The sequence below is a fragment of the Pseudonocardia halophobica genome, assembly GCF_050948485.1.
Lineage (GTDB): Bacteria > Actinomycetota > Actinomycetes > Mycobacteriales > Pseudonocardiaceae > Pseudonocardia > Pseudonocardia halophobica.
Window position 1 is genome coordinate 1497302 of sequence record NZ_CP192046.1, and the last position, 22455, is coordinate 1519756.

Below are 22455 nucleotides of genomic sequence, written 5' to 3' on the forward strand. Positions count from 1 at the left end.
GCTGCGATGATGCCCCGTCCGAAGCAGCCGCTGATCTCCCGCGACGCCGCCGTCGCGGCCGCGCTGCGGCTCATCGACGAGCAGGGCTACGAGAGCTTCTCGCTGGAGAAGCTGGCCCGCGAGATGGGTGTGCGCAGCCCCTCGCTCTACCACCACTTCGCCAACCGCTCCGACCTGCTCACGGAGGCCTCGCGGGCGCTGCTGTCCTCGGTGCGGCTCGCGCCGGCCCCGGCGCCGGGGGAGTGGCAGGAGTGGTTCGTGGCGCTCTGCCTCGGCACCTACCGCCTGCTCCTCGACCATCCGCGTGCCGCGGGGCTGCTCTACGCCTACTTCCCGAACACGGTGATCATGCCCTCGCACGAGCGGGGCGCCCGGGTCCTGGCCGAGGGTGGGGTGCCGGCCGGTGACCGCTGGGTGATCATGCGCGGGCTGGAGAAGCTCGTGTTCGGCATGGCCTTCGCCGACGCCGGCGACGCGGTGCACGGCCGCACCCACATCCCGCAGGGAGTGGAGCGCGAGCGGTACCCGTACCTCGTCGAGGCGATCGAGTCCGGCGGGGCGGAGGGTGAGGCGCTGCTGGAACGGTCGGTGCGGCTCTACCTGGCCGGGATCTCGGCCGCACTCGCCACCAGCTGAGTCCCCTCAACGGCCGATCCTCGCGAGTGGTCAGGTCCCCGCGAGTTCGGCCACCACCGGGGCCAGGCGGTCCAGTGCGGACTCCGGTACCGAGACGTAGCTGAATCCGAGGCGTTCCCGGCGCTCCCGCAGCCGCTCGACGATCTCGGCCGTCGAGCCGACGAGCACGCTCGGCACGTCGTCGATCTCCTCGGGTGGGAGGCCGAAGGCAGCTGCGGTCTTCTCGATGCGGGACGTGGCGGCCCGGTCGAGCACCGCGGTCAGCGCGACGTGCAGCACGACCGGCTGCACCCGCTCTGCGGTGAGGGCCCGGACCCGCTCGATCTTGGTTGCGACCTGGTCCGGGGCGACGGTGCGGGCCGCGGCACCGCCGATGCGGCCGCTGCGCATGTCGGGCGCGATCCCGACGATGTCGGCGTGGCGGGCGGCCACGGCCAGCAGGCGCGGCCCGCCGCCCCCGACCAGGATGCGGGGTGGTGCCGGCGTCACACTGCCGTTGGCCAGTCCGTCGACGCGGTAGTGGGTGCCCGTGAACGTGGTGGGCTCACCGGCCCAGCAGGCGCGGATCAGGGACAGTGCCTCGTCGAGGCGTGCGACCCGGTCGGCCGGGCACCGCCACGGCGCTCCGACGACCGTGTGATCCGTGCCCAGCCAGCCCGCGCCGATGCCCAGCTCGAACCGCCCGTCGGTCTCGGCCGCCAACCAGGCCGCGTCCCGGGCGACGACGGCGGGATGCGTCGTCTCGTTGTCCAGTACCAGCGTGCCCACCTGCAGGGTGCTCGTCGCGGCTGCGGCCAGGGCCACCGCGGGCAGCGGCGGCACCGAGCGCAGGCTGAAGTGCTGGGCGACCTGCAGGACGTCGTAGCCGAGGTCCTCGACCCGGCGGGCGAAGTGCGCCCAGCCGTCGGGGCGGCCGGTGCTCATGACGCCGAAGCGGAAGGGGTGCACCCCTTCACCTTATGGCTTTAGTTCAGGATGCGGCGGACGTCCCGGGCCCGGGGACGGCGATCGCCGCGCGGCTGGGCGCCGGGGCGTCCGCGTCGATGTACGGGAGCGCGCCGCGCAGGAAGCAGCGGATGGACTCCGCGAACAGGTCCTCGACGGACCGTGGGTTGAGCTCTGCGGCCTCGGCCAGCGTCGGCTCGGTCGCGGGGTCGACGTTCGCGAACGCCCGGCCCCGCTCGTCCGGGCCCTTGACCGCCTCGGTGATGGCGGCCGCGACCGTGAGCTTGTCCATGCCGTCGAGGATCAGCACCCGCTGTTCGGGCGGCACGCCCAGCTCCGCGAGCAGGCGCGCGCTGGTGTCGTAGGTGCGTGTGAGGACGTCGCGGGGCATGAACTGGAGCAGGACCGGCGCGGCGTTCCGGTGCCGCAGCACCGCGCTGCGGAAGTCGAGGCTCAGCCGCACGAACCACTCCACCCAGTTCGGCACGCTCTGCTCGTCCGGCCACTTCGCCTCGAGCACGATCGCCCGCGCGACCGCCCGGAGGATCTCGGCCTTGTCCTGGAAGTGGTGGTAGAGCGAGGGGGCACGGACGTTCAGCTCGCGCGCCAGCCGCGGCAGGCTGAAGGCGTCGAGGCCCTCGGTGTCGATGATCCGCAGAGAAATCTCGATCACCGAGTCGTACCTGATCAGCGGCTTCGCCGGGCGGGGCATGCGCGCCATTATCCGCGACCCCGCCCCGCACTTGTCGCGCGCCACGCTGCCTATTACCTTTAGATTTCTCGACGCGGAGGGGGCGGGGATGTCCGGAGAGCGACGTACGGCCACCTACTGCCGGGTGTGCGAACCGGCGTGCGGCCTCGTCGCGAGGGTGCGCGACGGCGAGCTGGTCGCCCTGGAGCCGGACCGCGACCACCCCGTCTCCCGCGGCTTCGCCTGCCGGAAGGGCATGGCCGGCGCGGCGATCCACTCGGACCCCGACCGCCTGGACCATCCCCTGCACCGCTTCGACGGCGAGGCCGAGGTGAGGTCCTGGGACGATGCCGTCGGCGGGATCGCCGCCACCCTCACCTCGCTCCTCGACGAGTACGGCCCGGAGAGCATCGGGCTCTACATGGGCAATCCGGCCAGCTTCAACTCCCAGATCGGCATCGGCACGCCGGAGCTGTTCGCGCGCCTCGGCGTCACCCGCGTGTTCAACTCGGCCACACAGGACTGCAGCAACAAGTTCGCGGCCGCCACGGCGATGTTCGGCACCTCCGCCCTGCATGCCCTCCCGGACCTGCGGCGGACCGACGCCCTGCTGCTGCTCGGCTCGAACTGGCGGGTGAGCAAGGGCAGCTTCCTCGTTGTGCCCAACGCCTACCGCGAGCTCACGGAGGCAGCGGCCCGCGGGGCGCGCATCTGGTTCGTCAACCCGCGGGACACCGAGACCGCGGGTCCGCGGACCGGCGAGACCGTCCCGATCAAGCCGGACACGGACGTCTACCTCCTCGCCGCGCTGATCCACGAGATCGACCGCACGTGCGGGTTCGATCCGGTCGCCGACGAGCAGGGGGCGCACCTCGACGGGCTCCGCGCCTTCGTCGCGGGCTACCCGCCCGAGCGGGTCGCCGAGGTCTGCGGAATCCCGACGGACCGGATCCGCGGGATCGCCCGGGACTTCGCCGCCGCCCCGAGCGCCGCCGCGCACATGTCCACCGGCGTCAACATGGGCCGGCAGGGCATGCTCGCGTACTGGCTGATGACCATGCTGGTGCTGGTCACCGGCAACCTGGACCGCGAGGGCGGCAACATCCCCGGCCGCGAGGTCTACCCGGCGGCCCGGAAGGCCCGTGGCGACCTGGCGCGCGACGTCGTCGACGGGGAGTTCGGCCCGATGCGCCGCGGGCACCTGCCCGGCGCGCTGCTGGCCGACTACGTCCTCGACGCCGAGCGGCCGATCCGCGCCCTCGTCGTGATCGCGGGTAACCCGCTGCTCACGATCCCGGGGGAGGAGCGGTTGCGGAAGGCCTTCGAGGCGCTCGAACTGCTCGTCGTGATCGATCTCTACCCGAACGCGACGGGCGAGTACGCGGACTGGCTGCTGCCGGCCGCCGACATGTACGAGCGGGCCGACGTCAACGTCGCGACCCTCGGCATGGCGGCCAGCACGTTCGTGCAGTGGACGCCCGCCGTCGTCCCGCCGCGGCACGAGCGGCGCGAGGAGTGGTGGATCCTCGCAAGGATCGCCCAGGAGATGGGGTTGCCCTCGGTGCTCGACGCCGAGGACCCCGAGACCGCGCGCTGGTCCCGCGTCGACCACATGCTGGCCGCGGGTGGCCTGACCCGTGAGCAGGTGACGTCCCGCCCGCACGGGCTTCCCGTCGGCGACGCCGAACCGGGGTCGCTGTTCGCCCGACACATCCAGACCGCCGACGGCCGCGTGGACTGCCGCCCGGCCGCCTTCGACGCCGCGATCGCGCGGTGTGCCCGGATCTTCGCCGAGCTCGCGGCCGAGAGCCCCGACCAGCTCAAGCTGATCTCCCGACGGGACACCAAGGCGCAGAACTCCTGGTACGCGAACGTGCCCGAGATGAAGCGCGGGCCACGCGACCGCAATCCGCTCACGCTCAACCCCGACGACGCGGTGCGGCTCGGGTTGTCCCCGGGCGACGAGGCCGTCGTGCGCTCGGCGTGGGGCGAGGCCCGGGCGACCGTCGCCCTCGATCCCGGGCTGCGCACGGGCGTCGTCGCGATGGAGCACGGCTGGGGGCTCCAGCCGGGACTGCGGCTGTCCCGCGAGCGCCCCGGGGTGAACGTCAACCGGCTGATGCCGCACGGGCCGGGCAGCTACGAGCCGGAGTCGAACATGGCCCGGCTGACCGGGATCCCCGTCGAGGTACGCCCGCTCCGGCTTCCGCTGGAGCCCTCGGTGGTGTAAACCTAGATGTAGTAGATAAACGTCGACGAGGGGGTCGCCATGACAGCTGCGCCTCGAGGGGACCGGATCCGGCGGGCGCTGGACCACCTGCGCAACGACACCACCGAGGAGTTCGACTCGGTCGTCCCGTTCGGTCCGGAGCAGTACCGCGACCCGGGGATCGCCCAGCGGGAGCGCGACCTGGTCTTCGGTCGGGTGCCGTCCATCGTGGCGCACGCGACCGAGCTGCCGAAGCCGGGCGACTTCCTCACGCTGCAGATGCCGCGGAACAAGGTGATCGTGGTGCGGCAGAAGGACGGCTCGGTGAAGTCGTTCGTGAACCTGTGCCGGCACCGCGGGGCGTTGCTGGAGGAGCAGGAGAAGGGCCGGTGCCGGTTGTTCTCGTGCGGCTACCACCGCTGGTCGTACGACACGGACGGCTCGTTGCGGGCGATCACACGGGACAACACGTTCGGCGAGATCGACCGGACGCGGTTCGGGCTGATCGAGCTCCCGACCGAGGAGCGGCACGGTCTGATCTGGATGGTCGACGACGCCGATGCCGAGATCGACGTCGCCACCTGGCTGGGCCCGGAGGTCGACGACATCCTGGCCGGCTACCGGCTGCAGGACCTGCTGGCCGTCCGGTCCGAGGGCTTCGACGAGCCCGCCAACTGGAAGCTCATGCAGGACGCGTTCACGGACAACTACCACATCCAGTACGCGCACCCGAACACCGCGGGCAAGCACGTGCACACGAACGTGCAGGTCGTCGAGGACTTCGGCCGGCACGCGCGCATGCTCTCGCCCCGCAAGAAGATCGACCGCTGGCTGGAGGAGGACCCCGGCGACCGCGACCTCGGCCGGTACGTCATCGACGGGCACTTCCTGCTGCCCAACAGCACCCTGCTCCGCCAGCCCGACGACCACTTCGAGCTGCTCACCTTCCGTCCGCACCCCACCGACCCGGGGCGCTGCCGCATGGAGATGCGGCTGCTCGTGCCCAGCCTCGAGGCCAGCGGCATGACGAAGGAGAAGTGGGAGGAGGTCTGGGACAAGAACTGGAAGATCCTGCTCGCCGTGCTGCACCAGGAGGACTTCCCCCTGCTGCGGGCCGCCCAGACCGGGCTCGTCAGCGCGAACGCGGGCGGGATGGTGCTGGGCCGCAACGAGGTCGTGAACCAGATCTTCCACCGCGAGCTGCGGAAGCTGCTCGCCTGATCCTCACGCGAGGAACGCGGGCACCAGGAACGTGCGCAACTCGCGCCGGAGCTCGTCCGGTGCGAGGCGCATGCCCTCCTCCTGCGACACCATCATCGTGGTGATGCGGGCCAGCCACCGGGCGGCCTCGTGCAGGTCCAGCTCGGCCCGCATCTCGCCGTTCTGCTGCGCCGCCTGCAGGATCGGTTCCCACAGCTCGTAGGTCAGCTGGTGGGACACGCCCTCCCCGCCGAGGATCCGCGCGGCCAGGCCCGGTTGGTCGCCGGTGACGAGCAGCTGCACCACCGGGTCCTTGTGGCCGCGGTCGACGTTGTAGATCAGGCCCTCCACCAGCTTGTCCGCGAAGCTCGCGCAGCGCTCGATGTGGGCCTGCGCGCGCGGGATGTTCAGGCGCGCCCGCCGGGTGATCGAGGCCAGGACCAGTGCCTCCCGGTCGGCGAAGTACCGGTACACCGTGGCGCGCGAGACGCCGCCCGCCTTCGCGACGTCCTCCATCGTCGTCTTCGCGATGCCGAAGCGCTCGAAGCACTCCTCCGCGGCCTCGAGCAGCTGCGCCTGCATGCCGGCCGGCTCCTCGACCGTGCTCGCGCGTGGGGTGGCCATGTGCCGGAGTCTAGGCCAGGCCTGCGACATGAGACGCTTGACGAATAATGTCTCATGTGCCATCGTCGATGCATCCCGGACCTGGAGGCGTCGACGATGGTGTCGAAGACGTGAGCGGCTACTCCCTGCTGGCAGGCGTGCGAATCCTGGAGGTCGCACAACTCGCGCCGTCGTCCGTCGGCGGTCAGCTGGCCGACCTCGGCGCGGACGTGATCAAGGTCGAGAGCGGGGCGGGCGAGGGCGTGCGGCACAACGGGGCCCGCGCCGTCGGCACCCCGGACGGCCCCGGCTTCATGCACCTGCGGTGGAACCGCGGGAAGCGCAGCGTGGCCCTGGACCTGCGGTCGCAGGAGGGCAGACGGACCTTCCTGCGGCTCGCCGCGACCGCTGACGCGGTGATCGAGGGCACCCGGCACGGTCACCTCGAGCGGCTCGGCCTGGGCTGGGACGCGCTGTGCGAGGTGCGCCCGCAGACCGTGCTGTGCGAGGTGTCCGGCACCGGTGCCGAGGGCCCGTACCGGGACCTCGCCACGGGCGGCATGTGGTTCGACGCCTACGCGGGCATGCGCACGGTCGACACCGACCATCCGTCGCCGCCCGGGGTGATGGGAGGCTCGGCCGAGGTCCCGCAGGCCATGTACGCCATCGGCGCGTACGGGGCGATGGCGATCCTGGCCGCGGTGCTGCGGGCCCGGGAGACCGGCGTCGGCGCGCGGCTGCAGATCAGCAGCGTCGACGTGGCCACGGCGTGGATGCCGGACAGGATCGACGCCGCGTTGAACGTCGACCACACCTACGCGCGCCCGGGCTGGACTCCGGACGGCAGGCTGCCGGACTGGCCGCTGCTCGACGCCTACGCCACGAAGGACGGCGGCGCGATCGTCCTCGGCTCGCACTACCCGAAGTTCTGGCGCGCGTTCTGCGAGGCCGTGGGCCGCCCGGACCTGCTGGAGATCGACCTGTCGACCGTGGACGAGGGGAGCGAGGAGCGCGCTCTGCAGGTCTGGCGCGCGCTCGACGCCCTGTTCCGCACCCGCACCAAGCAGGACTGGGTCGACCTCTTCCTCGCCCACGACGTCGCCGGCGGGCCGGTCAACACCGTCGAGGAGCTCCTCGAGGACCCCCACTTCACCGCGCGCGCCACGACGTACGAGAAGGACGGGCCTCACGGACGACTCAGGTTCGCCGCCAGCCCGGTGCGCGTTGTGGGGGAGGAGTTCGCCCCGGACCTGGCGCCGGACCTGGGGCAGCACACCGACGAGGTCCTCGGGGAGCTGTCGTGAGCGGCCACTTCTCCGAGCTGCTGCGCTTCTGGGCGCGGCGACTGCCGGACCACCTCGCCGTCCGCTTCGCCGAGCGCGACTACACCTGGTCCGAGCTGGACCGGGCCACCGACGAGCTGGCCGCCGGCCTGTACCGCGCCGGCTTGCGACCCGGCGACGTGCTCGGGGTCCTGATGACCAACAGGGTCCAGTTCGTGGAGGCGATGCACGCCGCGTTCCGCGTCGGCGCGGCCGTCGAACTGCTGAACATCCGGTTCACGCCGGCCGAGATGGTGCACCCGGTCGTGGACGCGGGCACCCGGATGGTCGTCACCGAGCCCGCGCTGGTCCCGGTGCTCGCCGACGCCCGCGCGGCGGTGCCTGGCCTCACCGTGCTCACGACGGAGCCGGTGGAGGGTTGCACCCCGCTCGATGACCTGCGGCTGGCCGGACAGCGGCCGCCGGCCCGTCGTCCGGACCCGGAGGAGACGGCGCTGCTGGCCTACACCTCCGGCACCACCGGCGTCCCGAAGGGCGCGATGCTGCCGCACCGGGCGATCATCGCCAACGGGAACGCCCGGGCCGTCGCGGACGCGCTGACCTGGAAGGACCGCGTCCTCATCATCGTGCCGATGGCGTTCACCGGCGGCTCGTCGAGCTACCTGCGCGAGTCGGTGACCACCGGCGCGCCCGCGATCGTGCAGGGCACCTTCGACCCGCCGCAGATCCTGGAGCTGCTCCAACGCGAGCGGATCACCGTGTGCTCGGCCGTGCCGGTGGTGTGGGAGGGCGTGCTCGCGCTGCCTTCGTTGAAGGACGCCGACCTCTCCGCGCTGCGCGCCGGCGTCGGCGCGGGCGCGCCGATGGCGATCGAGGTGATCCGCGCCTGGCAGCGACTGGGCGTCGGCATGCGGCAGGGCTACGGGCAGACCGAGTTCGCCGGCGGCTACGCCACCCTGCTCTACGAGGACGAGGCCGCGGACCACGTTGGCTCGGTCGGGCGCGTGATCATGCACCACGAGATCCGGGTCGTCGACTCCGCCGACCGGGACGTCCCGGTCGGCGAGCCCGGCCAGATCCTCCTGCGTGGCCCGTCGGTGATGACCGGGTACTGGAAGCGTCCCGAGGCCACCGCCGAGACCCTCGCCGGCGGCTGGTTGCACACCGGCGACATCGGTCGGCTCGACGAGCACGGCTTCCTCACGCTGGTCGACCGGGCCAAGGACATGCTGATCTCCGGTGGGCTCAACGTGTACCCGGCGGAGATCGAGACCGTGCTGGCCGGGCGGCCCGGGCTGGAGGAGTGCGCGGTCGTCGGCGTCCCGCACGAGCGCTGGGGCGAGGTGCCGATGCTCGTCGTGCCGGACATGGACCGGGTGGACGTCGACGAGCTGCGCTCGCACGTCGGCACGGTCCTGGCCGACTACCGCCGTCCGAAGTGGATCGTCGGAACCGGCGCCCCGCTGCCGCGCACGCTCGGCGGCAAGATCCTCAAGCGCGAGATCCGCGCGGCCTATCCCGAGGTGCCGCCCGAGGCGGTGCCCCTCACCACTCGGGGGAACGAGTCATGAGCCTGCTGAACAGCGACGTCGCGGACCTGCTCGCCGGGCACCTGCGCGCCGGCACCACCGAGATGGCGGACACCGATCTGCGGGTGCCCATCTCCCACTTCGTCAGCGACGAGCGCGCCGCGCGGGAGCGCGAGCTGATGACCCGGCTGCCGGTGATCATCGGCCACGGCTCCGAGATTGCCGAGCGGGGCAGCTTCGTCACCCGCGAGGTGCTGGGCCTGCCGCTGATCGTCGTCCGGAGGTCGGACGGCACGGTGGCCGGCTACCACAACATCTGTCGGCACCGCGGTGGCCGCGTCGAGGACAAGGCCTGCGGCAAGCAGCGCTACTTCACCTGCCACTACCACGGCTGGAGCTACAACCGCGAGGACGGCGGCCTGCGCGGCGTCCCGTACGACGACTTCTACACCCACGTCGACCGGGAGCGGCGCAGCCTGCACACGGTACGGATCGAGGAGCGGCACGGGTTCCTGTTCGCGGACCTGTCGGGCACCGCCGACTGGGACATCGACACCTGGCTCGGCCCGGACGTCGACACCCAGCTCACGCCCTTCGGGCTCGACGGCGCGGAGATCTTCCTCGACGAGTCGTTCACCCTGGACATCAACTGGAAGCTCGTGCTGGACGGCGCGATCGACGTCCTGCACCCGAAGTTCCTGCACCCCAAAGGCGTCGGCAAACTGATCGAGACCAACACCAGCGTCTGGCGGCAGTACGGGCGGCACGGGCAGTCCTTCAGCCCGCGCACCCGCATGGGCGACAAGGCCCGCGCGGGCGAGGAGGTCGACGCGAGTTTCCGGCACATGGGCAGCAACCTGTTCCTCTACCCGAACTCGATGGTCATCTCGACGCCGGACCACGTCGAGTTCTGGACGGTGTGGCCGGACACCGAGACCGCCTCCCGGTCCACCACACAGATCCGCTTCCTCGTCCGTCCGGAGAAGCGCGACGAGCGCATCGAGGGCCGGATCCGGCGCAGCTGGGAGATCCTGCAGGAGGCCGCGGTCAACGAGGACTGGCCGATGGAGCTGACCATCCAGCAGAACGCCAAGGCGCACCCGCACGGCACGTTCCTCTACGGGCGCAACGAGCAGTCCTGCCAGCACCTGCACCGCGAGCTCGCCGCAGACCTGGGGAACTGAATCCGGCTCAGGGCCTGGTCGCGGTCATCGTCCGCGACTCGCCCTTGAGGACCTTCCCGGTGGGGTCGCGGGCAGCTCGGTGTCCCGATCACGGCGACCTCGCGGATGCCGAGGCCTGCCCGAATGGTTCCGCGACCTCCGGGGCCCTCTCCGTTGAGCATGGTGCGGGCTGCCTGCCGTCGACAGGCGCCCATCCTGCGCGGTCCGTCATCCCGTTTCGCCGGTCGCGAGTCCAGCACCCTCTGAATCCGAGAGGAGGGACCCTGTGTCCCCCACCCCCCGCACGGTCCTCGTCACCGGTGCAGGTCGCGGCATAGGCGCCGCCATCGCGCGCACCTTCGCGGCAGGCGGCGACACCGTCGCGATCCTCGACATCGCCGACGACCTTGCCGAGAAGACGGCGCTCGAGTTGCGCGAGAGTGGCCACAACGCCTTCTCCGTGCGCGCGGACGTCTCGCGAAGCGACGAGGTCGACGCAGCCGTCGACGCGATCGAGTCTCAGGTCGGCCCGGTCGAGGTCCTCATCAACAATGCGGGCCTCGCGGCGGAGGGTCTGGCCGGGGTCGTCGATGTCGACGAGGCAGCCTGGGACACCGACTTCGGTGTGAACGTGAAGGGCCCCTTCCTCCTGTCCAAGCGCGTGTTGCCCGGCATGCTCGAGCGGGGTGGCGGGATCATCGTGACCGTCGCGTCCGTCGCGGGCCTCCGCGGCCGCCGGGCCGGTGCGGGATACACCGCCAGCAAGCACGCCGTCGTCGGGTTGACCCGAAGCATCACCGCCTCGTACGGCGGCCGCGGTATCCGCTGCAACGCGGTGTGCCCCGGCGGGGTGGACTCCGGCATGCAGGCGGGCGTGCCCGGGGACGAGGAGACTGCCCGACTGGTCGCCGAGTTCCGGGCGACCATGCCCCGCCGGGGCCTGCCGGACGAGGTCGCCTCCATCTGCCACTTCCTCGCCTCCGACGGTGCCTCGTTCATGAACGGCGCTGCTGTCGTCGCCGACGCGGGCTGGACCGTGCCATGACCGGGCCCGCGCTGCACCGATCCGTCGTCTTTCCGAGCCAGGAGCTCCCCGTCGAGCCGGGAGCCGTCCGGGCGTTCGCCCAAGCCGCCGAAGATCTCGGCTACTCCCGGGTGATCGTCTACGACCACGTCCTCGGAGTGGTCCAGGACGATCGCAACCCACCTCTGGCCGCACCGTACGACGAGACCGTCCCCTTCCACGAGCCGCTCACGCTGCTCGCGTTCCTCGCGGCGGTCACCACACGTATCGAGCTGGCCACCGGCGTCGTGGTCGCACCGCAGCGGCAGACCGCGCTGCTCGCCAAACAGGCCGCGGAGCTCGACGGGCTCTCCGGGGGCAGGCTTGCGCTCGGGCTGGGGATCGGCTGGAACCATGTGGAGTTCGAGGCGCTGGGGATCGAGTTCTCCGGTCGGGCAGAGCGGCTGGAGGAGCAGGTCGCACTGCTCCGTCGACTCTGGAGCGAGCCCGTCGTCGACTTCACCGGTACCTTCCACCGCGTCGACCGCGCTGCGCTGGTCCCCTTACCGGCGAACCGCATCCCGATCCTGCTCGGCGGCCGGACGCGGGCCGCGGTCCGCCGCGCGGGCAGGATCGCCGACGGGTTCCTCTTCGCCTTCGGCGGCGACGAGACCTTCGACCAGGTCGGAGAGCTCGCCGACGCCGCGCGCGCCGCAGGACGAGATCCGGCGGACGTGCCCGCCGAGCTCTTTCTCTCCTACGGAGTGGGTCCCGACGCCTGGACCGTCGACCGGGACCGATGGATCGCGGCAGGCGGAGCCCGCCTCGCTGTCCGGACTTCGATGGCGAGTGCCGCTGCGATCGGGCTCCAGGTCCGGCCACTGGAGACCGTCGACGACCACATCGCCGCCATCGCGGACTTCGCTGAGTGGTGGGCCGCCACTCCGACCGCCGCGATCGGCGCCTCCTGACCGGCCCGCACCTCGCGGCGTTGGCGCCCGCACCGCACGAAACCTCGCCGCATCCGTGGCGGTCGAGGCCGTCCGAAGCTGTGTCGATCCTAGGAGCCATCGATGAACGAGAGCCGCCCACGTGCGCTCGATGAGACACTCGACCGGATCGGGTTCACGGGTCGCCAGAAGGCGATCGTCGCGTTGTGCGCCCTCATCGCGATGGCAGAGGGCTTCGACACCCTCGCCATCGGCTACCTCATCCCGTCGATGGCGAAGGAATGGGCGATCTCGCCCGGGCAGCTCGGTGTCGCCGTCACCGCCGGGTCGATCGGAATGATCGTCGGCCTGGTGTCGCTGGGGCCGGTGGCCGACCGGCTCGGCCGCCGGATCGTCATCATCGTCTGCACGTCGACCTTCGCGCTGTTCACGGGGCTGATCGTGTTCGTGCAGAGCGTCGAGGCACTCTCGGCGCTCCGGTTCCTCGCCGGCCTCGGGCTTGGTGCGGCGCTGGCCAACGTCATCGCCCTCGCCGTGGAGCTGGTCCCGAGGCGATCGAAGGCGAAGGTCGCCACGCTGGTCGGGAGTGGCGCAGTGGCGGGCGGCGTGGTCTGCGGACTGGTCGCACAGGTCATGTTGCCGGCCTTCGGCTGGACCTCGATCTTCGTGGTCGGCGCCGTGATCCCGCTTCTGCTCGCCGTGGTGGCGATGTGGATGCTGCCCGAGTCGGTCGAGTACCTCCTGGCCAAGGGCAAGCAGGCCGAGGCCCAGCGGTTCCTGCTCCAGATCGACCCCAAGGACTCCGGCGCACCGCTCGCAGCCGTAGGTGAGGTCACGAAGGGCGCGCCGAAGGCGCCCGTCGCCGCGCTGTTCACCGACCGACACGGTCCGGGCACGATCCTGCTGTGGGCGGCGTCGTTCTCGGCCTACGTGCTCACGTTCTTCCTCTTCACCTGGGTACCGACGCTGCTCGGCCAGGCCGGGCTGTCTCCCGCCACGTCTGCCAACGCGATGTCCCTGACGCTACTCGCCACGATCGCGGGTGGGCTGGCGATGGCGGCTGTCGCCGATCGGCGCTCCGGCGACTACCGCGTGATGGTCATCGGGTTCCCCCTGGCCTGCGTGTTCATCTATCTGACCAGCGTCACCCTGGACTACCCGGCCCTCGTGTTGATCTCGCTCATCGCCGTCGGGTTCTTCGGAATCGGAACCCAGAACGCGCTCAGCCCGGTCGCCGCGGCCATGTACCCGTCGCACGCCCGCTCCACCGGCGTGAGCTGGATGCAGGGGATGGGGCGGGTCGGGTCGCTGATCTCCCCCATCCTCGGTGGGCTCCTGCTGAGCCAGGGCATCTCCGAGGTCACCATGTTCCGACTGGCCATTGTGCCGACGCTGGTCGCCGCGATCGCCATCACACTGCTCGTCACCCGGCTGCGGGGGACGCAACGGAAGGGCGCGTCGCAGCCTCTGAGCGGATCGTCGGACAGCAACACCGTCGTTCCGGCCGACCCAACACCTGGGGCCTGACCGCCCTGTCCTCCTCCACATCGCAGCCCCAATCGCTCGCGAGTGAACGGGACGGGCGACGGGTTGTCGGAGCTCAGTCGCCCCTGCGGGATCCGATGCCGGTCGACAAAGTAGTAGTGCGGGGCCGACATCAGGACGTCGTGGAGGCCGAGCGGGGCCTGCTCGCCCGCTTCGCCCGCCAGCCACCCCGTCCGCGGCAGTACTCGACGCCATGCCGGGCTCATTCTGCCGGGGGCGGAGTGATCACGGCGGCTGCGAAAAGCGGGCCACACCGATGGCGTCCACCGCGAGCTCGCCGCGGGCCTGGGGACTAGAGCATCGGGACGCCGCGCACGCGTCGTCCCGTCTCGTCCAGGACCACGCCGACCCGCTTCGTGCAGCGCAGGACCACTCAGCGGTCGACGATCTCGACCTCCTTGAGCTGCCTCTCGACGGCCGCCTCGAGCCTGCTCACGTCCGTGAGCTCGCGCAGCCACACCGCCATGATCACATTGCTGGGACCGGCGATCTGCAGCACCGTGCGGATCTCCGGCAGGCTGCCCAGCCGCGGGCTGATCGTGGTCGCCGCGGCCGCGGGCACGCGGAGGAAAACCACGCGTAGATCGGCCACCCGCTGGCCTCGGCCTGCAGTTCGGTCCGCAGGATCAGCCGGCCGGAGCGGAGCAGGTCCCGCACGAGGTCGCGGACCCGCCGCGGATTCAGACCGGTGTAGGCGGCCAGTTCGGCGGTCGACGCCCGGCCGTCGGCGACCAGGCCGCCCAGCACAGCACGCTCGTCCGCGCTGAGCACGCCGGTCGCGGCGCGGTCCACCGGCCCGATGGTCTCGCGCAGACGTGCCTGCTCGGACTCGGTGAGCGCCGGGAGCCGCCAGCCGGATCCCTCGGTGATCACCCGGGTGCTGAGGTGCTGGCCGCGGACGATCCCCGCTGCCTGCACGACGGCGTCCCGGAGCTCGCGGCGCCCGAGCACCGGCACCTGAACAACGGTTCCAGCGATGTCGGGGACTAGCTGGATCACGCCGACGGTGCAGACCCTGAGCTGCGCCGCCGCCTTCGGCACGCCGTGGCACTCCTGGCAGTACGTGGCGCAGGGCAAGCTCCCGGCCGCGCACAAGGCGATGACGCACGCCGCCACGGTGATCGCCGCGACCGCGCTCGAGCTGGTCACGCGCCCCGAGCTGCTCGCGGCGGCGCGCGCCGAGCACGCCGCGGTCACCGCCGTGACGCCCTACGTCTGCCCGATCCCGAAGGACCTCCTCGCCCCGCCGGCCCGGGAGGCGCACGCCTGAGCCGGACCCCGGTGACCCGACCGCACGCCGGTCGGGTCGCCGGTGCGCCCGTTGACGCCGGGAAATGGCGTGTGTTGTACTCAGGGAACAACGCGATGTAAGCCTTTACAAAGAATGCAATGTAAACCTTTACAGCGAAGTGGTGGGTCATGGCGGCGCGCGGTCGGAGGTCGACGTTCGGGGTCGTGGACCTCGCACGTGAGCTGGGCGTCTCGACGGCCACGGTCTCGCGGGCGCTCAACGGCAGCGCCGCGGTGCGGCCGGAGCTCGCGGAGCGGGTGCGGGCGCACGCCGAGGCCCGCGGATATGTCGCGAATCGCCTCGCACGCGCATTGTCGGCGAATTCCAGCCGCGCTTTCGTCGGATTCGTCATCCCGTACGTCGACACCCCGGCGTATTCGGCGGTCGCCGCGGAGTGCGCACGGCTGCTGTCCGCCGACGGGACCCAGATGATCCTCACGATCACCGAGAACGACCCCGAGCGCGAGCTGCGGCAGCTCCGCGACCTCATCGCCAGCCGGTGCGCCGGACTGGTGATCTCCCCGAGCACCGGGGTGCTGGACGAGACCCGGCGGCTGCTCGGCAGCCTTCCGGTCGTCGAGCTGCACCGGGCCTCGGGGATCGACGCCCCCGGGGTCTTCTCGGACGACGAGCAGGCCTTGACCGAGAGCGTGCTGCACCTCGCCGCCCTTGGACACACGGACATCGCCTACCTGGGCACGCCGCGGGAGCTCTCCAACGGCACCGTCCGGCTGCGCGGCGTTCGGCGGGGGATGGAGCTCGCCGGCCTGGACCGCGACGCCATGGCGATGCGGCTGGTGGAGCCCACCCGCGAGCTCGGCAGGGAGGGCGCCGCGGAGCTCATCGCGGCGGGGGCCACCGCACTGCTCGTCGGCGGCGGCTCGCTCTCCGTCGGCGCCGCCGAGGCGGCGCGGCACAGCGGCCGCCGCATCCCAGACGAGCTCTCCCTGGTCGTCTACGGCGATCCGGCGTGGTTCGCGCTGGCCGACCCGCCCCTGACGACGATCCAGGTGGACTACGCCGAGCTGGCCCGCCGAGCGGCCGGGCTGCTGCTCGACGCGCTCGAGGGCGGCGCCACCGGCGGCGGCACCCTCGTCGCCCCCGTCCTGCGCCTCGCGGGATCCACCGCGCCGCCGGGGGCTGTGCCGTAAGAGTCACATCCGTTCCGGACCGCACCGCAGTGCGAGGAGGAAAGACATGCTGAGGAACCGACGACGCTGGCTCGTCGCGACCTTCGTCCTGATCATCACGGCCATCGCCTACGTCGACCGCGTCAACCTCTCCGTGGCGGCGCCGGTGCTGACCGAGGAGTTCCACACCAACGCGGCGGTGATGGGGCTGCTGCTGGCCGTCGCCTACGCGACCGGCTCGTTCCTCGTCCCGCTCGGCCTCGCCGCAGCGTTGGCCCTGCTCGGCGCTCTGGCGTGGGGGATCGGCATGCGCAGCACCCCCGTCGCCCCCACCGTCCCCATGCCGGTGAAGGAGTTCGGATGAGTACAGGACCGCTCGCAGGTCTCCGGGTGATCGACGCGGCGACGCTCGCGGCCGGACCGTTGATCGCAACCTGGCTGGGGGAGCACGGCGCGGAAGTGATCAAGGTCGAGCAGCCGGACGGCGGGGACCCGCTGCGGCAGTGGGGTGCGCAGCGCGACGGCGTCGGGCTGATGTGGAAGAGCTTGGGGCGAAACAAGAAGTGCGTGACGCTCAACCTGCGCGAGGCCGCGGGCCGGGAGCTGCTGCGGTCGCTGACCGACCGGGCGGACGTCGTGGTGCTCAACCTGCGGCCGTCGACCCTGCGCCGGTGGGGGCTCGACCACGAGAGCCTGGCGGGCACCAACCCCCGGCTGGTCACGGTGCACGTGACCGGCTACGGGGCCGGCGGACCGAAGTCCGACCGGCCGGGCTTCGGCACGCTGGGCGAGGCGATGAGCGGCTTCGCCCACCTCACCGGCAGCCCGGACGGCCCGCCCACGCTCCCGTCGTTCATGCTCGCCGACGGCGTCGCGGCGCTGACCGCCACGTACGCGGTGATGATGGCGCTCTACCACCGCGACGTGCACGGCGGCACCGGCCAGCTCATCGACGTCAACCTGATCGAGCCGCTGGCCCGGCTGCTGGAGCAGCAGGTCCTGACGTACGACCAGCTCGGCACGGTCCCGGCCCGGACCGGGAACCGCTGGGACATCAGCGCGCCGCGCAACACCTACCTGACCAAGGACGGGCACTGGATCGCGATGTCCGGCAGCGCGCCGACCATCGCGATGCGGGCGCTGCGCGCCATCGGCCGCCCCGAGCTGACGCACGACCCGCGCTTCGCCGAGGCCCAGCAGCGGCTGCGCAACGCCCCCGAGATCGACCGGCTCATGGCGGAGTGGATCGGCGAGCACACGCTCGACGACGCCATGGCCGTGTTCGAGGAGGCCGAGGTCGCCGCCGCCCCGGTCTACGACGCCGTTCAGCTGCTGGACGATCCTCAGGTGCGGGCCCGCGGCGTGTACCCGAGGCTGCCGGACCCGGAGCTCGGGGAGATGCGGGTACAGGGCCCGGTGCCACGCTTCTCGGAGACCCCCGGGTCGATCGACCACCTGGGTCCCGAACTCGGCGCGCACAACGAGGAGATCTACGGCGGGCTGCTGGGCGTCGACGCCGGACGCCGTCGTGAGCTGCAGGAACAAGGGGTGATCTGATGGCCCGCGTTGTCCGGCCCCGGCGCTCCGAGCTGGCCACCCCGGCCAGCAACGAGCACATGTTCGCCAAGGCCGCCGTGTCCGACGCGGACCTGGTGTTCCTCGACCTCGAGGACGCCTGCGCGCCTGCGGAGCGCGAGAAGGCGCGCGGGAAAGCCGCCCGGGCCCTGCGCGAGCTGGACTGGGGCCGCACCACCCGGGCGATCCGGATGAACGGCGTGGACACCCGGTGGGCCCACGGGGACGTGATCGAGGTGGTCACCGAGGCCCGCGAGGCGCTCGACGTGATCATCGTGCCGAAGGTCCGCCGCGCCCGGGACGTGTGGTGGGTCGACGTGCTGCTCGACCAGCTGGAGGAGACCCTCGGTCTGCCGCCCAAGCGGATCGCCCTGGAGGTGTTGATCGAGGAGACCGAGGGCCTGCAGAACGTCGACGAGATCGTCACCGCGTCCAGGCGGCTGGAGGCGGTGATCTTCGGGGCCGGGGACTTCTCCGCCTCCCAGGGCGCGCGGGTCGACGTCAACTTCGACCCGGTCGTGCCGTACCCGGGCGACATCTGGCACTACGCGCGGGCCCGGATCATCGTCGCCGCCCGCACCGCGGGGATCGACGCGATCGACGCTCCGTTCCCGAACTTCAAGGCCCCGGACGCGTACCGCGCCGCCTGCGCCGCGGCCAGCGCGCAGGGCTACGTCGGGAAGTGGGCGATCCACCCGAGCCAGATCGCGATCGCCAACGAGGTCTTCAGCCCCACACCCCAGGAGATCACGCACGCCGAGGCGGTCGTCGCGGCTTACCGGGAGGCCGAGGCGGCGGGCCGGGGCGCCACCTCGCTGGACGGGATGCTCGTCGACGCCGCCCACCTGCGCCATGCCGACACCATCGCCCGCAAGGCCGCGCTGCTAGGCCTGACAGGGGAAGGACGCCACTCGTGACCACGCAGATGACGCTCGTCGGCTTCATGCAGGCCGGCAACGTGACCGTCTACTCCGGATCGTGGCGGTACCCGTCCGCCGATCTCGGGTTCCTCACCATGCCCTACTACACGCACATCGCCCAGGTCCTGGAGGCGGCGAAGTTCGACTGCGTGTTCTTCGACGACCGGCTCGCCATGCCCGGCGTGTACGGCGACTCGGTCGCCGGCGCCGTCCGCTACGGCGCCCGTCCGATCAAGCTCGACCTCACCGCGGTGCTGGGCGGGATCATCGGCGCGACCTCCCGCATCGGGGTCGGGGCGACCTACTCGACCACCTACTACGCCCCCTTCCACGTGGCCCGCACCTTCGCCACGCTCGACCACCTCTCGGGTGGCCGCGCCGCGTGGAACGTCGTGACCTCGGTGAACGACTCCGAGGCGCAGAACTTCGGGCTGGAGTCCCATCTGGACCACGATCAACGTTACGACCGTGCCGAGGAGTTCCTCGAGGCCGTCACCGCGCTGTGGGACTCGTGGGAACCCGATGCGCTGGTCCTCGACCGGGCCTCGGGCGAGTTCGCCGACCCGGGCAAGGTCCACGAGGTGAACCACAAGGGCCAGTACTTCTCGGTCCGCGGCCCGCTGACCGTGCCGCGCACCCCGCAGGGGCGACCGGTGATCCTGCAGGCGGGGTCGTCCGGCCGGGGACGGCGGTTCGCCGGACGCTGGGCGGACATGATCTTCACGGCGGACCCGGGGCTCCCGGTGGCGCAGAAGCACTACGCCGAGCAGAAGGCGCAGATCGCGGACACGGGCCGCGACCCCGATGACGTGAAGCTGCTGCCGATGGCCTACACCGTGGTCGGCGAGACCGAGGCTATCGCGCGCGAGAAGGAACGTCTGTTCCTCGACGCCTACGTGCATCCCGTCGCGTCGCTCGCGCTGCTGTCCGAGGTGCTCAACTACGACTTCTCGCGCCACGACCTCGACGACGTCATCTCCGACGAGTTGATGGCCGCGAGCGGCGGCATCCGCGGCCTCGCCGAAGGGATCCGCAACCACCTGGGCCGCGAGGTCACCCTCCGCGACCTCGCGGCGCACCGGGCCACCCTGCTGCAGGGCCCGCGCTTCGTCGGCACCCCGGAGCAGGTCGCCGACCAGATGGAGGAGTGGTTCACCTCCGGCGGCTGCGACGGCTTCGTGCTCGCCGCGACCCACCTCCCGGGCGCCTTCGAGGAACTCACCCGCATGGTCGTGCCGATCCTGCAGGAGCGCGGCCTGTTCCGCCGCGAGTACGCGGGAGCGACTCTGCGCGCGCACCTCGGGGTCACCACGCCGACGGTGGGGACACGGACCCCGCCGAGCTGAACCTCAGTGTCGTTCCACCGCGGTCGGGGCGCGCGGGGTGAACCGGATGCGGAGCGAGTTGATCCCCCGCACCTGGCTGTGGTGCAGCTCGGGAGTGTGCTCGGGGTCCAGCTCGAAGTCCGGGATCCGGCGGAGGACCTCCGCGAGGGCGACCGAGAGCTCGATCCGGGCGAGGTGCGAGCCGACGCAGCGGTGCGGGCCGCCGCTGAACGCGAGGTGCCGGTTCGGGGTCCGGTCGATCCGCAGCTCATCGGGCGCGGGGAACTCCCGCGGGTCCCGGTTGGCCGCGGACAGCATGACCAGCACCATGTCGCCGGGCTGCAGGGTCACCCCCTGCAGCGTCGTCTCGCGGGTGACGACCCGGCCCGCGGCCACCGGTGCCTCGACCCGGAGCAGCTCCTCGACGGCCCCGCCCAGCAGGGACGGGTCGTCGAGCAGTCGCTGCCGCTCCTGCGGGTTGCGGACGAGATGGATGAGCCCGAGCCCCAGCACACCGCGCACGGTGTGCAGCCCGCCGAGCATCAGCAGCCAGAACATCCGGAGCAGCTCGTCGTCGGTCAGGGGCCGGCCGTCGAACTCCGCGTTGACGATCTGCGAGGTCGGGTCCTGGCCGTCGCCGCCGCGGCGGTCGGCGATCACGCCGGTGAAGTAGGCGAAGACCTCCTCGTTGGCCTTCTGGCGGAACGCCGCGTCCTCCTCCGCCGGGGCACCGGGTTTCCCGACGAGGATCGCCTCGGTCCACTCGGTGAAGCGCTCGCCGTCGTCGAGCGGCCAGCCCATCAGGGAGACGAATGTGGCCATCGTCAGCGGGTGCGCCAGCTCCTGCACGACGTCGCAGCGCCCGCGCCCGGCGAAGCCGTCGATCAGCGACGTGGTGGTGTGCCGGATCGCCTCCTCCAGCGCGCGCATCCGGCCCGGGTTGAAGAGAGGGTTGAGGATCTGCCGGTACAGCTTGTGCTCGGGCGGATCGATCTGCAGGGGGATCGATGGCACCGGCGCGACCACGGGGACCTGGTTCTGCGTGTTGGAGAAGGTCTCCCAGTCCCGGACCACGGCGTGGACGTCGTCGTAGCGGGTGACGATCCAGTGCCCGCCGTGCAGCGGGGACCAGGCGACCGGCGTCTGCTCCTGCAGCACGGCGAGCGCGTCGTGGGGATCGGCCAGCGCCGGGTCGGTGATGTCGAAGTCGGTGATCAGCTCGGCGGGGACGTCCTCGAGACGGGTGGGCACTGGCGTCGCCTTTCGGTGGTGGGGAGCGTCCGGGTCAGCCGGCGGAGCCGCCTCGCCCGGCGGCGTAGTCCGCCTGGGCCTTGCGGATGCCGGCGTGGAAGCGCTCGCTGAAGCCGTCCTTGCGCTCCGCCGTCCAGGCGTAGGAGCGGTTCAGGGAGTCGGTGGTGCCGGTGAAGCGGGGCGTGATCTCGTCGGCGAACAGCTCGTACTGACGGCTCGTCGCGGCGGTGTCCGCCCAGTCGTGGGCGGTGAGCAGGAAGGTGCCGAAGCCGCCGGTCAGCTCGACGAGCCCGCGGACGTACTCGGCCACCCGGTCCGGCCCGCCGATACAGCCGTACCCGGACTCGTTCACCCGGCGCACCAGCTCCTCGTGGGAGACCTCCTCGCCCGGTGCGATCATCTGCATCGGGGTCGTGACGTGCCGGTAGGCCATGAAGTCCGCCAGCCCGAACCGGGTGTCCTCGAGAGCCTGCTCGTCCGACTCGGCGAGGTGTACGTTCCCGACGATCGCCCAGTCGTCCCGCGTCACGGTCTGCCCGTGCGCGGCTGCCTCGGCCTCTGTGATCCCCCAGGTCTTCGCCAGCAGCTCCGCGGCGGCGGCCGAGGTTCCGCCGACGGACAGCAGCCCCAGCCCGTGCCGGCCCGCCAGCTTCGGCCCCGACGGCGACATCGCTGCGGCGACGGCGAGCGGGATCCCACCGGGCCGGTAGCCCTGCAGCTGCAGCCGGGCGTCGTCGAGGGTGAACCAGTCCGTCTTGCGGTGGACGGGGCCGGGGGCCCCGAGCAGCTCGATGATCGCGTCGAGCGCCTCCTCCATCCGCGGCCGGAGCAGGTTGTAGTCCATGCCCATCATCTGCGAGTCCGCGACCAGCGCGCCCGGGCCGAACCCGATCCGGATCCGGCCGCGGGTCATGTGGTCGAGGAACGCGATCCGGTCCGCCACCATCAGCGGGTGGTGGTACGGCAGCGAGATCACGCCGCTGCACAGCTCGATCCGCGATGTCCGCTGCGCGGCCGCGGCGATCATCAGCTCGGGCGAGGGTATGTACTCGAAGCCGCCACTGTGGTGCTCGCCGAACCAGACCTGGGAGTAGCCGAGACGGTCGAGCGCCTCGATGTGCCGCAGGTCCTGCTCGATCGCGACCGCGGGGCTGCGGCGGGGGTTGTGGTACGGCGGCATGAACAGGCCGAAGCGCAACATGGCGG

General features: G+C 71.6%; 21 protein-coding genes. 15 read left to right on the forward strand and 6 right to left on the reverse strand.

Annotated features, from left to right (window positions below; genetic code table 11):
* The first annotated feature begins 9 nt into the window (after nt 1-9).
* Nucleotides 10-636: a TetR/AcrR family transcriptional regulator gene (locus tag ACQP04_RS07290; RefSeq protein ID WP_433506286.1), complete on the forward strand. Its 627-nt coding sequence runs from the start codon at nt 10-12 to the stop codon at nt 634-636.
* A 30-nt stretch (nt 637-666) separates the two neighbouring features.
* Here the strand turns inward: ACQP04_RS07290 and ACQP04_RS07295 are convergent, their stop codons facing one another.
* Together ACQP04_RS07295 and ACQP04_RS07300 are read right to left on the reverse strand one after the other, a co-directional pair.
* Nucleotides 667-1584: a TIGR03621 family F420-dependent LLM class oxidoreductase gene (locus ACQP04_RS07295; RefSeq protein ID WP_433506287.1), complete on the reverse strand. Its 918-nt coding sequence runs from the start codon at nt 1582-1584 to the stop codon at nt 667-669.
* A 22-nt stretch (nt 1585-1606) separates the two neighbouring features.
* The gene (locus ACQP04_RS07300) at nt 1607-2254 is read right to left on the reverse strand and encodes a TetR/AcrR family transcriptional regulator (protein WP_433506288.1); all 648 of its coding nucleotides are present in this window, start codon (nt 2252-2254) and stop codon (nt 1607-1609) included.
* Here ACQP04_RS07300 and ACQP04_RS07305 point away from each other — a divergent pair.
* On the forward strand, nt 2229-4502 hold the full coding sequence (locus ACQP04_RS07305; protein ID WP_433506289.1) for a molybdopterin-containing oxidoreductase family protein: 2274 nt from the start codon (nt 2229-2231) through the stop codon (nt 4500-4502). The genes ACQP04_RS07300 and ACQP04_RS07305 overlap by 26 nt on opposite strands.
* A 39-nt stretch (nt 4503-4541) precedes the next feature.
* Nucleotides 4542-5702 carry an aromatic ring-hydroxylating oxygenase subunit alpha gene (locus ACQP04_RS07310; RefSeq protein WP_433506290.1) on the forward strand — a complete coding sequence of 387 codons (1161 nt, stop codon included), beginning with the start codon at nt 4542-4544 and terminating at the stop codon, nt 5700-5702.
* A gap of 3 nt (nt 5703-5705) precedes the next feature.
* On the opposite strand, the gene ACQP04_RS07315 is transcribed toward ACQP04_RS07310, so the two are convergent.
* On the reverse strand, nt 5706-6305 hold the full coding sequence (locus ACQP04_RS07315; protein WP_433506291.1) for a TetR/AcrR family transcriptional regulator: 600 nt from the start codon (nt 6303-6305) through the stop codon (nt 5706-5708).
* A gap of 110 nt (nt 6306-6415) precedes the next feature.
* Between ACQP04_RS07315 and ACQP04_RS07320 the strand changes: the two genes are divergently transcribed.
* The 6 genes from ACQP04_RS07320 to ACQP04_RS07345 all read left to right on the forward strand — a co-directional run bounded on the left by ACQP04_RS07320 (nt 6416) and on the right by ACQP04_RS07345 (nt 13739).
* Nucleotides 6416-7588 (forward strand): CaiB/BaiF CoA transferase family protein, encoded by a 1173-nt coding sequence (locus ACQP04_RS07320; protein ID WP_433506292.1) that lies wholly within the window; start codon nt 6416-6418, stop codon nt 7586-7588.
* Nucleotides 7585-9138, forward strand: a complete 1554-nt coding sequence (locus tag ACQP04_RS07325) for a class I adenylate-forming enzyme family protein (protein WP_433506293.1) — start codon at nt 7585-7587, stop codon at nt 9136-9138. The genes ACQP04_RS07320 and ACQP04_RS07325 overlap by 4 nt, the downstream gene beginning before the upstream one ends.
* On the forward strand, nt 9135-10280 hold the full coding sequence (locus ACQP04_RS07330; protein WP_433506294.1) for an aromatic ring-hydroxylating oxygenase subunit alpha: 1146 nt from the start codon (nt 9135-9137) through the stop codon (nt 10278-10280). The genes ACQP04_RS07325 and ACQP04_RS07330 overlap by 4 nt, the downstream gene beginning before the upstream one ends.
* Nucleotides 10281-10545: 265 nt before the next feature.
* On the forward strand, nt 10546-11304 hold the full coding sequence (locus tag ACQP04_RS07335; RefSeq protein ID WP_433506295.1) for an SDR family NAD(P)-dependent oxidoreductase: 759 nt from the start codon (nt 10546-10548) through the stop codon (nt 11302-11304).
* Complete coding sequence (locus ACQP04_RS07340) at nt 11301-12233, forward strand: LLM class F420-dependent oxidoreductase (RefSeq protein WP_433506296.1); 933 nt, start codon at nt 11301-11303, stop codon at nt 12231-12233. The genes ACQP04_RS07335 and ACQP04_RS07340 overlap by 4 nt, the downstream gene beginning before the upstream one ends.
* A gap of 102 nt (nt 12234-12335) precedes the next feature.
* Entirely contained in the window at nt 12336-13739 is a 1404-nt protein-coding gene (locus ACQP04_RS07345; RefSeq protein WP_433506297.1) for an MFS transporter, read from the forward strand.
* Nucleotides 13740-14130: 391 nt separating this feature from the next.
* Here ACQP04_RS07345 and ACQP04_RS07350 read toward each other — a convergent pair whose 3' ends face one another.
* Entirely contained in the window at nt 14131-14334 is a 204-nt protein-coding gene (locus ACQP04_RS07350; protein WP_433506298.1) for a hypothetical protein, read from the reverse strand.
* 399 nt (nt 14335-14733) lie between these two features.
* On the opposite strand from ACQP04_RS07350, the gene ACQP04_RS07355 reads away from it, so the two are divergent.
* The 6 genes from ACQP04_RS07355 (at nt 14734) to ACQP04_RS07380 (ending at nt 20019) form a co-directional block, all read left to right on the forward strand.
* Nucleotides 14734-15027, forward strand: a complete 294-nt coding sequence (locus ACQP04_RS07355) for a hypothetical protein (RefSeq protein WP_433506299.1) — start codon at nt 14734-14736, stop codon at nt 15025-15027.
* Nucleotides 15028-15212: 185 nt separating this feature from the next.
* Nucleotides 15213-16199, forward strand: a complete 987-nt coding sequence (locus tag ACQP04_RS07360) for a LacI family DNA-binding transcriptional regulator (RefSeq protein WP_433506300.1) — start codon at nt 15213-15215, stop codon at nt 16197-16199.
* Between the two features lie 46 nt (nt 16200-16245).
* Nucleotides 16246-16542, forward strand: a complete 297-nt coding sequence (locus tag ACQP04_RS07365; RefSeq protein WP_433506301.1) for a hypothetical protein — start codon at nt 16246-16248, stop codon at nt 16540-16542.
* On the forward strand, nt 16539-17735 hold the full coding sequence (locus tag ACQP04_RS07370; protein ID WP_433506302.1) for a CaiB/BaiF CoA transferase family protein: 1197 nt from the start codon (nt 16539-16541) through the stop codon (nt 17733-17735). Before ACQP04_RS07365 ends, ACQP04_RS07370 begins: the two co-directional genes overlap by 4 nt.
* Nucleotides 17735-18670, forward strand: a complete 936-nt coding sequence (locus tag ACQP04_RS07375; RefSeq protein WP_433506303.1) for an HpcH/HpaI aldolase/citrate lyase family protein — start codon at nt 17735-17737, stop codon at nt 18668-18670. The genes ACQP04_RS07370 and ACQP04_RS07375 overlap by 1 nt, the downstream gene beginning before the upstream one ends.
* The gene (locus ACQP04_RS07380) at nt 18667-20019 is read left to right on the forward strand and encodes an LLM class flavin-dependent oxidoreductase (RefSeq protein ID WP_433506304.1); all 1353 of its coding nucleotides are present in this window, start codon (nt 18667-18669) and stop codon (nt 20017-20019) included. Before ACQP04_RS07375 ends, ACQP04_RS07380 begins: the two co-directional genes overlap by 4 nt.
* Before the next feature lie 3 nt (nt 20020-20022).
* On the opposite strand, the gene ACQP04_RS07385 is transcribed toward ACQP04_RS07380, so the two are convergent.
* Together ACQP04_RS07385 and ACQP04_RS07390 are read right to left on the reverse strand one after the other, a co-directional pair.
* Nucleotides 20023-21249 carry a cytochrome P450 gene (locus tag ACQP04_RS07385; RefSeq protein ID WP_433506305.1) on the reverse strand — a complete coding sequence of 409 codons (1227 nt, stop codon included), beginning with the start codon at nt 21247-21249 and terminating at the stop codon, nt 20023-20025.
* Between the two features lie 34 nt (nt 21250-21283).
* Nucleotides 21284-22450 carry an LLM class flavin-dependent oxidoreductase gene (locus ACQP04_RS07390; protein WP_433506306.1) on the reverse strand — a complete coding sequence of 389 codons (1167 nt, stop codon included), beginning with the start codon at nt 22448-22450 and terminating at the stop codon, nt 21284-21286.
* Between the last annotated feature and the right edge of the window lie 5 nt (nt 22451-22455).